Here is a 14,456-nt window from a genome sequence, read left to right on the forward strand (position 1 = left end):
ACGGTTGTAATGGCAGATTCCGGAGAACTCCTGCTGGAGGTTACACAATTACACAAATATTTTGGAGAGCGAAAGGTTCTGGACGGCATTGAATTGCAGGTGGCAAAAGGAGAAGTAATCGTTATTCTCGGTCCCTCTGGCTGTGGAAAAAGTACGTTCCTGCGTTGTCTTAACGGTTTGGAGCCGGTTCAGGAAGGGGCGATACAATATCGTGGGCAGAACCTTGCGGGGGCTGCTGTAGATTGGCGTGAAGTTAGGCAGCATATCGGAATGGTCTTTCAAAATTATGAGTTATTCCCGCATATGACGGTTATGGATAACATTCTTTTAGGTCCTCTGAAAGTACAAAAGAGAGAGCTCAAAGAAGCAACGCAGCAAGCGGAACAGCTCTTAGAGCGGGTTGGGCTGCTTGAGCGTAAACTTGACTATCCACGGCAGCTTTCCGGTGGACAAAAGCAGAGAATAGCTATAGTAAGAGCTTTATGTATGAATCCGGAGATTATGTTATTTGATGAAGTGACGGCATCCTTGGATCCGGAAATGGTTCGGGAAGTGCTTGATGTGATCTTAGGGCTTGCTCAGCAAGGAATGACGATGATCATCGTGACTCATGAAATGGGGTTTGCCAGATCGGTTGGGGATCGGATCGTGTTTATGGATCAAGGCAAGATATGTGAGATCGCTGCCCCGCAACAATTTTTTACCCACCCTGCGACAGAACGTGCCCAGCATTTTCTGGATATATTTCAGTACGAAAAATTATAGAAATAGGAGAGGAAGAGAAATGAAGAAAAGTTTGAAATGGCTAACGATGCTGGTAGGTGTAAGTATATTATTGATGGGATTGGCTGCGTGCGGCAATAGTTCGGATAACAATGGAAACTCAGCATCTTCTAAATTCACTTCTATTGAACAGCTAAAGAAGAAAGGGAAGATTAAGATCGGCGTATTTGCAGACAAACCACCTTTTGGTTATGTGGACGCTGAGGGTAAAAACCAAGGGTTTGATGTGTATATTGCCAAACGCTTTGCCAAGGATCTGCTGGGGGATGAATCGAAGGTTGAATTTGTGTTAGTTGATGCTGCCAGCCGCGTGGCTTATCTTGAATCGGGTAAGGTTGATATCATTATGGCTAACTTTACGGTCACCGAGGAAAGAAAAGAAAAAGTGGATTTTGCTAATCCGTACATGAAATTATCCTTTGGGATCGTATCCCCAGACAGTGCTCCAATCACTTCCATTGATCAATTAAAAGGGAACAAGCAAAAGCTCATTGTAGCTAAAGGTACGACAGCGGAAACCTATTTTACCAAAGAATATCCGGATATTGAATTGCTCAAATTTGATCAGTACACCGAGATTTTTGCAGCGCTTAAAGATGGTCGGGGGGCGGCAATTGCTAACGATAATACAGAACTCATTGCCTGGGCTAAATCGAATCCTGGATTTACGGTCAGCATTCCTGCTTTCGGGGGTCAGGATACAATTGCTCCAGCAGTGGCAAAGGGGAATAAGGAATTATTGGACTGGATTAATACAGAACTTGATACCCTTGGTAAAGAACAATTTATCCATCAAGCCTATAAAGAAACCTTAAATGAAATTTACGGTGAAGGATATACCGATGAGCTTGTTGTTGAAGGCGGGAAAATCCAGTAACAGATTAGGAATAACATTGCGGGGGCATCTGAGAAGATGCCTTTTCTGCTGATAGACTATTGCAATTTCTATAATGCCGAGTATAATACTGGGTATACAAAGAATAAGGAGTCGGTGAAAATGTCTGTCGATGATTATCTGGATCTTCTAAACTACGCCAAAGCAATTAACGATGGACAGTGGCAAGCTGACATCATAGACCGTTTGAATAAGCTGAGTAAGGCTTCTCATGCTGAGACAACAGAACAAAGTGTGAACGAGCTGTGGATTCAATTCGACGATATAAATGCAATATTAATGGATTTATTTAATAAGCTGAGAGAAAGTGTGGATCCAGTAGAGCAGTATCGGTGGAAAGAGAAAATCTGGGAGTTAAAGCAGGAACGGATTAATCTATCGAAGAAGATTCAGAGTAGATATATCAGGATATAATTTAAGCCCACATTGTGATAAAAAAGAAAATAAAAAAAGGCATGCAGTTAGTCTGCTCTGCCAAACTTACGATGGTCTATAGGCTACTTAGACATTTGCATTCCTTCGCGCATCATTGTCATACACATAGTCATCATTTCATCGCAGTCCTGCATTTTTTTCATCATCATATCCATGTTCATATCCATCATGCCCATTTCAGACATTTTTTCCATGCCCATCTTCATACAGTTCATCTTAGACATCATATCATCCATACACATGTTCATCATCATTTCCATACACATCTTGTCCATTTTTAATTCCTCCCTTCTTTTAAATTACCTTTCTTCCATAAAATACTATACAATTTCGGAACAATCAACGCTAGATTTGATATTTTACTAACTTATTTTTCTTATTTGTCGTAATTATGTATATCCTTACCATGTGGATGTTATTAATCAGAATACTTAATTGCGGATCGGTGACTATTGGCTAGATTGCCTCAGGTCAGCGTTTTTTTTGCGTTCTACAGAGTGAGGAATTAACGAGCTGGATCATCACTCTGGGATAAACGAGAAGACACTGCCATAGGTCCCTGTAAATACGGGCTGACCGAATTTTTGTGTCCATTCCTTGAGTAGCTTATATGAGACCTTTTTGCTCGTAATTACATAATCGGGATGATCGTAATTAACGATCTCGGGAAGGTATTCAGAGAATCCGTGCATCGAGCGTTCAAAAGCAGTCCAACCCAATACGCCAAGAGAATCTTTTGTCACGAAGGGATCTTGTCTGCCATCACATAACACAGCTCCCCCTCGGAACATGACATAGCCGGATGAACCGTAGTGGGCGAGAACTTTGGGACGTGTACCTTCAGGTGTATGCTGCAGAATATAGTCCATTTCATCTACAGGATATTTTTTAGCGTCAATAACTGGTGGTACAAGGAATAGATAAGCAATGTTTAGCAGCAGACCAACTGCCAGTAACCCTCGTAATGTACTTTGTCGGACTAGAATACCTGTTTTGGTGAACTCAGGAAGCGCATCAAAAAATACAGCCGCAAAATAGGGAATGAACAGCCACATAAACAGGTTTTGCTTGAAGTTTGATACACCGAGGTATAGAATCCCAAGCATAAGAAAAAAACGGAACGGTTTACGCTGGAGTGCAAAAGGAAGTGTGCAGGCAAAGAACAAAAGCAACAGTAGAATGGGCAAATTATCCAAGCTATTGAACCGAATCGGCTGCCATTCATTAATCAGCAGGTTAAAGTTCTTTTTCGTTACTGTCAAAATAAACAAGAGGCTTTTTACGCCGCCTGGATTTAGAATGCCAACTAACCAGATGAGACCGAAGACTATAATTTTACGCTCATTCAGCGTTTTTTGGATCAATGATTCAAGCAAGGCCATCCCTGTAAATACAGCAATTACAAGCCATACTCCTGCATGGAAATTGGCAATGCCAATAGAAAGGGCAATCATCGCAGCGGCATATTTCTTTTGAGCACTCATTTGATATTCACGCAAATATACGAAAAACCAGACAATCATAAACGAAGAGATCATCTGTGGACGGCCTTTGAAATAATTATAATAAATCCAGCAAGAAATTAGCAGCACAAAAGGGAGCAGGAGAACATGGTCTTCCGGAAGTCCCAGTTCTTTGCGTGAAACCTTACCCAGCCGAAGCAATCCGAGCACTAAAAAGAACAAGCATACAGCGGTCAAAATATACACACCCGGCCATCCAAACGCTGCATAAAGCGGGGCAACGAGCAGCTGGAATCCGAATTCATGAGGGACGTAGGGCAGCTTATTTCCGTAAAAAGTATGTATGGCATGATGTAGAACTTGTCCGTGCTCGATCATATATTGTCCTAGCTCTATATGCCAGAAGGTATCGGGATCATTGTAAGAAAATTTAGGGAACATCAGCAAGATAGCGGCTATAACGAATATGCCGTACAATAGTTTGTGTATATTGAATTTCACCATTATTTTGTTTCCTTTCTTATATAATAGAAAATTTATGAAGCGGAGTGAACACTCATGCATCAACTATTTGCGTGGATATCTGAATCCGCGCTTCACCTTGTTAATTCTATGGGCATTTGGGGCATATGGTTAGGGATGATTCTAGAGAGTGCCTGTATTCCCATTCCCAGCGAAGTGATTATGCTCAGCGGTGGCTGGCTGATTGCGCAAGGTTCGCTTACTTTTATGGAAGTTGCTGTTGCTGGGATATTCGGAAACCTACTGGGTTCCATCATTGCCTATTATATTGGTAAGGCTGGTGGACGCCGGTTATTAGAGAAATACGGAAAATATATTCTCCTGAATGAGCATCATTTGGAGCAATCGGAGCGTTGGTTCGGGCGTTATGGCGAGAGTACCGTATTTTTTACTCGTATGTTGCCCTTTATTCGTACTTTTATCTCACTGCCCGCAGGGATTGCTGGAATGAAAGCTTGGAGATTCATAACATTTACAGCACTCGGCTGTATCCCGTGGAACTTAGCTTTGATCTATCTGGGATACCGCTTAGGTGACAACTGGGGTATCGTGGAGCAATTTATTCGCCCAATCAGTTATACCATTTGCGGAATCGTGGTGCTTCTTGTGTTGAGATGGTTAGTACGGAGATTTCGTAACCAGACTTAATGCCAACTCTTCGGGTGTTTTCTGCTCGGTGAGCCTCACAGCTTATTATGGATAAATTAAGGTTAGGAACGTCGGTGCTAGAATTAACTGTTATATGTTGAATGTATTCTATATTCAAGATTAATCTACTTATGTCTGGGAGGTTTGAAATGAAGGTCAAACGAATCGTCGCCAATATAAACACGAAGGATATCACGGCAGCTAAATGCTTCTATGAGGATGTGCTCGGTCTTGATTTAATGATGGATCATGGTTGGATTAGAACTTATGGTTTAGACGAGGAGATGAGCATTCAGATTAGTTTTGCCTCACAGGGTGGCTCAGAAACGCCTACGCCTGATCTATCAATTGAAGTCGATGATGTCGATGCTACATTTGAAAGCATGAAGAAAGCTGGATTTCCGATAGAATATGGGCCTGTTGATGAGCCTTGGGGCGTTCGGCGATTCTATGTCCGCGACCCGTTTGGCAAACTTATTAATATTCTTGCACATAGACATTAGAAGAGTGGTCACGGCGTGCAGAAATCTTGATTGTTAAACTGTCGAATAGCGATAGCTAAATGATGACATAGGGGCAGCCGGTCAGGGGATCGGCTGCCTTTGTTCAACTAACGGGCAGTAGAGCGTAATGTCGCTGATACAAAAAACTAACATTACATAGAGTGTTGCTACGAATTGTATGTCTTGGGTAGAGATAGGGCAACCTAATTAATGGAAAATAAGATAACGGAGGAAAAGAGCGCGTGGATTTTTTTAAGAGCCAAGAGTCATTGTCGGCAATAGGGTGGATTTTACGCTCGATTGTCGGATTTGTATTCCTTATAATTGCTGCCAAAATGATGGGTCAGCGTTCAATATCGCAGCTTAGGTTTCTTGATTTCATCATCGCGCTGACGCTGGGAAATATTATTGCGCATCCACTGTCGGACGAGCAACTTGGCCTGAAGGGTTCCATGATTACGACTCTTTCGCTCGTGATCCTATACATAGTCGCGATCTGGCTCAGTTTAAAGATCCCACTGTTAAAACAATTTTTCGATCCTCCAGCGATTACTCTTATTCAGGAAGGGAAGCTTAATTACCGGAACCTATCGAAGGCAAAGTTACCTATTGATTTTTTGTATGCAGAGCTGAGAAAGTCGAGCGTAGAGGATATCTCGAAGGTTGCCTTTGCTTCATGGGAGCCAGGCGGTACTCTTTCTGTCTTCGTAAATACGGCTTATCAGCCTGTAACTCCGGCTGATCTGAAGTTGGCCACACAACCATTTAACCTGACCAAACCGATTATTGTGGATGGCCACATTGAACATGCACTGTTACGCGAAATCGGCAAAAACCGCGAATGGCTGGAAACGGTAATACAGCCCCACTTATTGAACAATGTCATCTTGGCAACCGTAGATAGTAAGCTTACAGTGCAGGTACATGTGGTTGAGGGTCCATAAACGTATGTTTCCTCCGAAAGTGTAATCGCGTAGCCATGAAATTTGAATATATAATACGGTTCACCGTAATGCTTCCAAATACAAAGTACAGTTTGACCACAAAATGTATATCAGTATATAAAGCAAAAAACACTCCTGACAATGGAGTGTTTTTTGTTATTCAAATTTATTTGAGGTCCATGTAGCAATTCCATTCATTGGACATGCAACAACCAGCCAATTATCAAATTCTACTCCCACCTGCCAACATTCATACTTCTCATGAAAACCATTAACAAATAATAGGCTTCCTGATTCCAAGTTTATAATTAAATGTGGAGTAACGTCTCCCAATTTTATATCTGTAATTTTTTCACGTCTCAGCTTTATTATTTGACTGTACTTTTCTTCCTCTGAGACATCTGCAATTTGACTTTCATTACTAGGGTATTGAGAGGGAACTGAATCAAATATAGTCCACTTTGATTCAATGTTCAGGTACAGTTGACCAGCTAAATCATCGAACTCGTTCAGCGAAGTCCCTATTTTCTTTATTCATTCCGTTCCCAGCTCTTTTCATCAACGTATAAGCAAAATTTTTACACCATATCTTGGATTTGTCGGTGTTGGCTTTTCGCTTCAAATTTCACTCCTAAAAAACTCAATTACGACACAAAGGCAGCCAGTCAATGGAGCGGCTGCCTTTGTTTAGCTAACGGAAGGTTAGTTCAAATATGCAGGTGACCTGCGTTTTTATATTAGCGTTTTGGCATTTTGCTCTCATCCATGTACAGCAGATTCCAGCGGTGACCGTCCAGGTCGGCAAATCCTGCGCCGTACATCCAGCCGTCAGTTTCACTTGGCTTGCCAAAGATGTTTCCTCCGGCAGACTCTGCTTTTTGGATAAAGGCATCTACTTCTTCTCTGCTTTCAGCACCAATGGAGAATATTACTTCAGCGCTATGGGAAGTATCTGCGGTCTTTGAACCTGTGAATTTCTCAAACGCCGCATCCGGAAACAGCAGAATTGTTGTTTGGCCTATAACAAGCTTGGCTCTCTCGTTACCAACACTCACCGCTTGGAATCCAATCTCATTGAAAAAGGCAGTTGACCTCTCAACATCTTTGACTGGCAGGTTAATCCAAATCTCCTGTGACATGGCTGTAGCCTCCTAATATATTTTCAACTCTTCCTACTATACTCTACTTCTGGCAGCAGAAGCGATCTCTTTCGCAACTCACCTTTAATTGAAATACTCGATAGTTTTCTCAATAAATGCCCTGGCCGATTTTGTCAGAAAACGGTCGGAACGATGAATGATCTCAAAGTGACGATATGGCGGATCGTCTGTAATTCGGATGCAGCGTAGTGTTGGTTCATTCATCGCTTGGATCAGAGGATAAGGCAGCAATGTTCCTCCGACGTTGGCTTTAACCAAGCTAATAATGGAAGTTGCCGAACTGGTCTCCATGATCGTATTTAAGCTGAAGCCATATTTACGGCAATAGCCATCAACCAATTCTCTGCCTGTAAATCCTTCGGGGAACATTACAGTTTGGATATTACGCAGTTCCTGGATTCCAATTGTGCTTCGTTCAGCCCAATCATGTTTCTCGGAAACGACAAGTACATATTCTTCACTGCACAAAGGAATGCGTACAAGCCGGTCATCAGGAGCGGAAATGATCTCGATCCCGATGTCTACTTCATTATCCAGTACTTGATTCAAGACGTAGATCGAAGAGATAACCTTCAGCTGCACCTTAGGGAATCGCGTATGAAAATTCACGAGTAATGGGGTGAGCCGATAGTCCAGATCGGAAGGGAGAACACCAATTACCAACCGCCCTCGTTGATCATTGCGTAATTCAGCTAACGCATCCTGGGTATTCTGTAAATGCCGAATCATCTGTACACAGTGCTCCAGAAAGAGATTTCCGGCCTGAGTCATCACAATCTTTTTGCCGACTCGGTCAAATAAGGGAACTCCGAGTTCATCCTCGAGCGCGCGTATTTGTTGACTCAACGTAGGCTGAGATATGCCAAGCTTCTCAGCTGCTCGTGTAAAATGAAGCTCCTCACACACAGCAATGAAGTTTTCCATCTGACGAATCTCCATATGAATGACCTCTAATCATTGGTTTTTGTAATCATTTTAATAGAAACTATAGTATTGTTCAATCATTCTAATGATTCTATACTTAATCGTGCACCATCCAAAGATCTGTTATTAACAAATAGGATCATGGGTGAATGCATCGATACTACTACCATGAGGTGATTCATAATGAAACTTTTTTATATCGTCTTGGCGCTTATTCTGGCTTCACTGAATTTACGGCCACCCATTACATCCATTTCTCCTCTCATGAGCACCATTCAGAATGATCTTGGTATAAGCGGGATTACCGCCAGTCTGTTAACCACACTTCCGGTATTATGTATGGGTATATTTGCTCCGTTTTCCGTACGATTAAGCAGAAGGTGGGGAAATGAGGGTGCAATTGTTCTGGCTTTAATCCTCATTGGGTTAGGTACGGGATTACGATGGTTTGTTGGTACAACTCCTTTGATGATGTTCACTTCTTTTCTGTCCGGTGTAGGGATTGCATTGGCAGGGCCGCTGTTGTCCAGCTTCATTAAGCAGTACTTCCCTGACCGAGTGGCATCCATGGTGGGTATTTACTCTACAGCGATGGTGATGGGGGCCAGCATTAGTGTGGGACTATCGGTTCCGCTACAGCATACGCTGGGTGGTTCGTGGAGAGGCTCGTTGGCTGTATGGGCATTACTCGCAGCCATTGCATTGCCGATATGGTTGAGATTAGCCTGGTCTGCGCACGCAGATCGACAATCCGGTAAAATCTCCAGTGTACTTAATGCACCACTTCCGGTGAACAACAAACGTGCCTGGGTGCTGACATTATTCTTCGGGCTGATGGCAGCGATCTTCTATTCATTGACCGCTTGGCTTGCACCAGCAATCCAAAGCCAGGGGTATAGTCAAGAGACGGCCGGCAAAATCCAAACTTTATTTACATTGATATCGCTGCCCTCTACGTTGTTCATTCCCATGCTTGTACATCGTTACCAAAGACGTGTATTCTGGCTTGTCGGGTGTGCATTATTGGAGTTGATGGGTGTCCTGATGCTGAACCTAACCGTTAGCCCCTGGCTCGCGGCGATTCCGCTCGGTATTGGAGCGGGTGGGCTGTTCCCGATTGCACTGATGTTGCCCATTGATGAAACAAGCAGTGCTCAAGAAGCCAGTAGCTGGTCCGCAATGACCCAATCTGGTGGCTACATTCTCGGAGCGCTTGGGCCGCTAGCCATTGGCTGGCTGCACGATGCAACAGGCAGCTTCGTTCAAGCATTTTATGGATTGGCTGTAATCATCGTGCTTCAGATTATCGTTCAAATGGCTATAGGAAATAAAAAAAAGTTCTCCAGCGAGTTATGATAAACCGCAACCTGGTGTATAAAGAAATCTATCAATATGATGAAATCTCCTATTTCTGTTCCGTCTCTTTTTCTAGAGCGTGAGCAATGCTAAGCTCCACAAAGTTCAGCGCTTCGTCGGAAACGGGATATAGTCCTGACTCTGATGTAGGGAGCTTCCTCACTTCCCAAAACTTCTCCATCAATTCCTCGTCTCCATTAAAGGTTTCGTGTGATAGCTTTATTAACTCACAGGCAATGGAATAACCTTCATCAGATTCAGGTGGAACAGATTGTTGTATGCACCACTCAATCCGGCGCAGCAAAGAGGCATATTGCTGAGTGGTCTGGTCATTACTGCTGAGATTGGGTAGTGCATTTTGTAGAAAGGTACTTTCGTCATCGTTGAAGTAATCGATCCATTGTTTAGAAATGGGTTGTACGTTCTGGACCAGATGAGAAACCCGATCCCAGGAGAGTGTACCTTCTAGATCAATCATGTTGATCAAAGAAGTAGTATTTGCAATACTGCCCTGAAGAGAAGCAAGCTGCTCCTGAAGATGATTATGATGTGCGATTAGAATATGACGAAAGGATAGCTTGTCCATTACATTTTGAATGTCTTCAAGCGGTAGTGATAGTGATTTAAGCAACGTTATCTTTTCGAGAGTGAATAAATCTTCTTCTGAATAATAACGGCGGCCGTTATCTTCCTTATAACTCGGTGTAAGTAGACCGATCTGATCGTAATAACGTAGGGTTCGAACCGAAATGTTCCGCTGTTTGGATATTTGTCCTGTTGTCCATCTATTCATGGTTCTTTTTCCTCCCAAAAATAATGCTTGCAGGTGACGTAACGTCACCTATTATCATTAAATTATATCACAGAGGATTGAGGGATTAAGGATGACCAGCACGGAAATGTGGAAGAAGATTGATCAGTGGACATGGCGTGAGTTTATTGCTTTACTTGCGCTTGAATTTGTATTCGTTATATTCGTTATCAAATATGCGGTACAGTCAATGTATGAGCAATGGTTGGGGAATACTCTTTATTCAGGGACTCTTACAGGGCTTACCATAGCAATTGTACTTTTGTTAGGTTTATATTTTATTGCTTTACGACCGAAGAAAATGCCTTGGACTGAGGTAGGAGTAAAGAGATTTTCTGCGAAAGATTGGTGGAGGATTGCGCTGTGGACACTAATTCTTATCGTATTCAGTGTGGTGACTCTCTATCTCACTAGTTTTCTTGGGAATACGGTGGACAATAGCAAAACAGAGAGTCTGAAGCAAAATGTCACTCTATTTACTATAATTATTGGTATTGTGTCGGCAGGGATCGTGTCACCATTTTATGAGGAGATATTTTACCGTGGATTTGTATATCGTTGGTTACGGACTCGTGTTAGTATGAGCTGGGCGATTGTGATTAGTTCGCTAATCTTTACGCTTGCACATTTTCCCACTATGAATGCCATGCCCGTGAATTTTATTAGTGGAGTTGTCCTTGCATGGACCTATGAACGTACGGGATCGGTCGTGCCTGGTATGATCGTTCACGGTGTGTTTAATACGATTGCGGTGTTGTTAACAGCGATGAGTTAGAGTGATGATTATATTATGTATAAACGATGAGCGCTGATGAGCCTCAGGGTTTCTGCATTAATTGGACGAGAGAGCAACGTATTTAAGACTTCGGTACTGACCAAAGGCCTGGGTGTAATTCAACTAGCGGGTAGGATAATGGAAATGATTTGTAGAAAAAAACCTATAAATGAAAGTGACAAAAGTGGACAATTCTACCGGCAGTTGAATAAAGCGCCTGGGATAATTCAACCACCGCTTGATAGGATTGCGTTTGAGGAAATGCTATGCTGTTTTCGACAGTGCGCACTGTACATTTTGTTTTATTGGAGGTATACAATGCTCGACTTGCGTAAAATTGGAGCTTATATTTCGAAGCTTCGCAAAGACCAGGATTTGACCCAATTAGAACTTGCCGACCAACTGAATGTAAGTCATCAAGCGGTATCTAAATGGGAACGGGGCGACTCGCTACCGGATATCGGAACGCTTCCGCAGTTTGCGAGGTTATTCGGCAAAACGGTAGACGACATTTTAAATGCAGGAGACAACGCAGAAAATCGGGAGCACCCGCACCTCGGAACGATCGTTGAGGAGATCGCAGAGAACAGGCCGGACCAAGTTGCAGAGATGGTCAATACCGGTGAGGTGGAGGTGGAAGAGCTTGTAGAAGTAGCGCCGTTTGTAAAAGCAAGTGCTCTGCATAAGGTTACAGAACGATTAGACAGCAGCGTCCTTAAGTTAGACATGATCATGCGGCTGGCTCCGTTCCTTGGAACAGATACATTGGATGAACTGGTTCGTCAGGCAGAAGAGGGCGAAATTGTGTGGAATACCATTACTGGACTCGCTCCGTTCGTCAGCAGCGACACATTAAGCCGACTGGTAGATAAATCAATTGACGGTTCCTTAGAAGTGCACAATCTTGTTGGAATTGCCCCATTTCTTGAAAAAGAACATGTAGATCGGTTGGTACAACAAGCAGAAGAGGGTAGCTTGAGCTGGAATTCCGTTCAAGGGTTGGCACCCTTTATTAGCAGAGAAACGTTAAGCCGCTTGGTAGACCGGGTTGCAGATGGCACTATTGATGCGAACCGGATCATTAGCCTCGTACCTTTTCTGGACAGGGAAAATCTCGAGAAGTTAATTAGTGGAGTCGAAGCTGAACATCTTAGCCCAGATCTGCTGGCAAGCCTTGCTCCTTTCGTTGATCAAGGGACATTGAGCAGAATGGTGACAAACTTATTAAATAAAGTAAAGTAGACACGTATATCGGAGATTGGTGATGCATAGGCAATGGCGTTAAGCTAACATCATACGCTAGTTCAATAAACACGATAAAGGCAGCCCGTCAGTAAATGTGATCGGCTGCCTTTATTCAACTAACGGGCAAGTTACCTTAATAAACTAAGTGGTGCATAAAATATAAATATAAGAGTTCTCTCCCGAACTATTAGAAAAAGTCATGGTACGATGTCCTTATTCGGTTGTTTCAGGGGGAGTGAGGAGAACATGTTAAATACTCATGATGTTGCAATAGAAGCATTAACTTGTTATTCAATTACTTATCAATCAATAGATCATATTGGTCAAAATGCAAACACTATCTATAAAGTGACAGATGAAGAAAGTAACTGCTATAGTTTGCGGATACATCTATCAAAAAATGATTCGATGGAAAGGATTTGGTCTGAGGAAAAAGTCATTCATTCAGAAATGATTTGGCTGGAATCATTAATAAATGATACTGATTTGGTGTTACCGTCACCTATAAAAAATAACATTGGTGAATATGTTACTAAGATAGCTGACATGAACTGTACATTGGTAAAATGGGTAGAGGGTGAGCAAAAACAATTTGTTCCAACAGTCAATGATGCCGAGTACGTAGGCAAATTGATCGGAAAGCTTCATAAACAATCATCTATTTGGAAGGTTCCGCAATCATTTACTAGACCATCCTTTGATAATACTAGAATTTCACAATCATTAGAAAAGCTCAAACAGCTTGCTGACGGTGGTGAGCTCAATAAAAATGATGTGGCAATTCTGCAATTGGCAGGAGAGCGTGCAATTTTAATGATGAACGATATAGAAAGAACACCTAGCAACTGGGGGGTAATTCACGCAGACTTGATTCCAAGTAATTATGTGTTTCATAAACAAGAAGCTAGAGCCATTGATTTTGGAGCTTGCGGGTTCGGATATTATTTATTCGATTTAGGTTGGACACTTTCTTATATCCATCCAGTTTTCAGAAGCCAGTTGCTAGAATCATACGCAAAACAATTCGACCTGCCTCATAACTATGTTCAACAGTTAGAAGGCTTCTTTGTGGCGGCCCAACTCGAAACAATGAATTTTTGGCTTGGGTTGCCTGATTCTAATGAGTGGTTGCCCAGTCATATTAGTAAATTAGCAAGTCGGGAATTTAAGTTATATGTAAATAAAGAAGAATTTCTCTTCAGTGGGACTCCTTACTGGGAGTAGTTTGTTTAATTAACGGGAAACGATGGCTCAAGAATCACGATCAGGCAGCTGCGTGGTCGGCTGCCTTTTGCTCGATCTTGATCGTATCGGACCGTATTGCAGCTATTCCAGCATATGAGTTCATATTGCGAAGGTTTCGGACTGTATAGCTCTTATTGCACTTGATTTGCATAGAAAAGAAGTACATTTGAGCGAATAGCTGCAACTGAGTCCGATAGTGTGGAAAAACGAGCTGAATTATGGAAATAAGAGCAACTGAGTCCGAACAGTTGGTGAAAAGAACGCCGCCTGCAAATTTGCTCTTAAACTGCTACCCAGTGCTTAAACTAGCCGTCTATAGCTCAAGCTAGCTACACCGTGCGCGGAATTAGCTACCTATAGCCTAACCTAGCTGCACCGTGCGCAGCAAACTAACCGCCTATGTCTCGAAACTAGCTGCCTTTTGCTCGATCTTGATCGTATCGGACCGTATTGCAGCTATTCCAGCATATGGGTTCATATTGCGAAGGTTTCGGACTGTATAGCTCTTATTGCCCTTGATTTGCGTAGAAAAGAAGTACATTTGAGCGAATAGCTGCAACTGAGTCCGATAGTGTGGCAAAACGAGCTGAATTATGGAAATAAGAGCAACTGAGTCCGAACAGTTGGTGAAAAGAACGCCGCCTGCCAAATTTGCTCCTAAACGTGCTACCCAGTGCTTAAACTAGCCGTCTATGGCTCAAGCTATCTACACCGTGCGCGGAATTAGCTACCTATAGCTCAACCTAG

General features: G+C 42.6%; 15 protein-coding genes. 10 read left to right on the forward strand and 5 right to left on the reverse strand.

What is annotated here, in order from left to right; genetic code table 11:
* Positions 1 to 9 precede the first annotated feature (9 nt).
* The 3 genes from MKY63_RS18935 to MKY63_RS18945 all read left to right on the forward strand — a co-directional run bounded on the left by MKY63_RS18935 (position 10) and on the right by MKY63_RS18945 (position 2,092).
* Positions 10 to 765 (forward strand): amino acid ABC transporter ATP-binding protein, encoded by a 756-nt coding sequence (locus MKY63_RS18935; RefSeq protein ID WP_038572651.1) that lies wholly within the window; start codon positions 10 to 12, stop codon positions 763 to 765.
* Between the two features lie 19 nt (positions 766 to 784).
* Positions 785 to 1,660, forward strand: a complete 876-nt coding sequence (locus MKY63_RS18940) for a cysteine ABC transporter substrate-binding protein (RefSeq protein ID WP_036683125.1) — start codon at positions 785 to 787, stop codon at positions 1,658 to 1,660.
* Positions 1,661 to 1,780: 120 nt separating this feature from the next.
* Positions 1,781 to 2,092: a hypothetical protein gene (locus MKY63_RS18945; RefSeq protein ID WP_036683223.1), complete on the forward strand. Its 312-nt coding sequence runs from the start codon at positions 1,781 to 1,783 to the stop codon at positions 2,090 to 2,092.
* An 83-nt stretch (positions 2,093 to 2,175) separates the two neighbouring features.
* Here MKY63_RS18945 and MKY63_RS18950 read toward each other — a convergent pair whose 3' ends face one another.
* Both MKY63_RS18950 and MKY63_RS18955 read right to left on the reverse strand, forming a co-directional pair.
* Positions 2,176 to 2,388, reverse strand: coding sequence for a hypothetical protein (locus tag MKY63_RS18950; RefSeq protein ID WP_038572647.1), 213 nt, complete (start codon positions 2,386 to 2,388; stop codon positions 2,176 to 2,178).
* 246 nt (positions 2,389 to 2,634) lie between these two features.
* Positions 2,635 to 4,080, reverse strand: coding sequence for a hypothetical protein (locus tag MKY63_RS18955; RefSeq protein ID WP_339809621.1), 1,446 nt, complete (start codon positions 4,078 to 4,080; stop codon positions 2,635 to 2,637).
* A 54-nt stretch (positions 4,081 to 4,134) separates the two neighbouring features.
* Here MKY63_RS18955 and MKY63_RS18960 point away from each other — a divergent pair, with 54 nt between their 5' ends.
* From MKY63_RS18960 to MKY63_RS18970, 3 genes are all read left to right on the forward strand, one after another.
* Positions 4,135 to 4,746, forward strand: coding sequence for a DedA family protein (locus MKY63_RS18960; RefSeq protein ID WP_076272182.1), 612 nt, complete (start codon positions 4,135 to 4,137; stop codon positions 4,744 to 4,746).
* Positions 4,747 to 4,895: 149 nt separating this feature from the next.
* Positions 4,896 to 5,249 (forward strand): VOC family protein, encoded by a 354-nt coding sequence (locus MKY63_RS18965; protein WP_036683117.1) that lies wholly within the window; start codon positions 4,896 to 4,898, stop codon positions 5,247 to 5,249.
* A gap of 242 nt (positions 5,250 to 5,491) precedes the next feature.
* The gene (locus tag MKY63_RS18970) at positions 5,492 to 6,193 is read left to right on the forward strand and encodes a YetF domain-containing protein (protein ID WP_036683116.1); all 702 of its coding nucleotides are present in this window, start codon (positions 5,492 to 5,494) and stop codon (positions 6,191 to 6,193) included.
* Positions 6,194 to 6,930: 737 nt separating this feature from the next.
* On the opposite strand, the gene MKY63_RS18975 is transcribed toward MKY63_RS18970, so the two are convergent.
* Together MKY63_RS18975 and MKY63_RS18980 are read right to left on the reverse strand one after the other, a co-directional pair.
* Positions 6,931 to 7,332 carry a VOC family protein gene (locus MKY63_RS18975; protein WP_036683113.1) on the reverse strand — a complete coding sequence of 134 codons (402 nt, stop codon included), beginning with the start codon at positions 7,330 to 7,332 and terminating at the stop codon, positions 6,931 to 6,933.
* 84 nt (positions 7,333 to 7,416) lie between these two features.
* The gene (locus MKY63_RS18980) at positions 7,417 to 8,277 is read right to left on the reverse strand and encodes a LysR family transcriptional regulator (RefSeq protein WP_339809623.1); all 861 of its coding nucleotides are present in this window, start codon (positions 8,275 to 8,277) and stop codon (positions 7,417 to 7,419) included.
* Between the two features lie 183 nt (positions 8,278 to 8,460).
* Here MKY63_RS18980 and MKY63_RS18985 point away from each other — a divergent pair, with 183 nt between their 5' ends.
* On the forward strand, positions 8,461 to 9,633 hold the full coding sequence (locus tag MKY63_RS18985) for an MFS transporter (RefSeq protein WP_036683107.1): 1,173 nt from the start codon (positions 8,461 to 8,463) through the stop codon (positions 9,631 to 9,633).
* A 49-nt stretch (positions 9,634 to 9,682) separates the two neighbouring features.
* Here the strand turns inward: MKY63_RS18985 and MKY63_RS18990 are convergent, their stop codons facing one another.
* Positions 9,683 to 10,426, reverse strand: a complete 744-nt coding sequence (locus MKY63_RS18990) for a MerR family transcriptional regulator (protein WP_038572641.1) — start codon at positions 10,424 to 10,426, stop codon at positions 9,683 to 9,685.
* A gap of 91 nt (positions 10,427 to 10,517) precedes the next feature.
* Between MKY63_RS18990 and MKY63_RS18995 the strand changes: the two genes are divergently transcribed.
* The 3 genes from MKY63_RS18995 to MKY63_RS19005 all read left to right on the forward strand — a co-directional run bounded on the left by MKY63_RS18995 (position 10,518) and on the right by MKY63_RS19005 (position 13,688).
* Positions 10,518 to 11,219, forward strand: a complete 702-nt coding sequence (locus tag MKY63_RS18995) for a type II CAAX endopeptidase family protein (protein ID WP_339809626.1) — start codon at positions 10,518 to 10,520, stop codon at positions 11,217 to 11,219.
* Positions 11,220 to 11,537: 318 nt separating this feature from the next.
* Positions 11,538 to 12,461: a helix-turn-helix transcriptional regulator gene (locus tag MKY63_RS19000; protein WP_076317236.1), complete on the forward strand. Its 924-nt coding sequence runs from the start codon at positions 11,538 to 11,540 to the stop codon at positions 12,459 to 12,461.
* Between the two features lie 249 nt (positions 12,462 to 12,710).
* The gene (locus MKY63_RS19005; protein ID WP_038572637.1) at positions 12,711 to 13,688 is read left to right on the forward strand and encodes a phosphotransferase; all 978 of its coding nucleotides are present in this window, start codon (positions 12,711 to 12,713) and stop codon (positions 13,686 to 13,688) included.
* Positions 13,689 to 14,456 lie beyond the last annotated feature (768 nt).

Origin of the sequence: Paenibacillus sp. FSL R7-0189 (genome assembly GCF_037969925.1) — a bacterium.
Classification (GTDB): Bacteria; Bacillota; Bacilli; order Paenibacillales; family Paenibacillaceae; genus Paenibacillus_AQ; species Paenibacillus_AQ odorifer.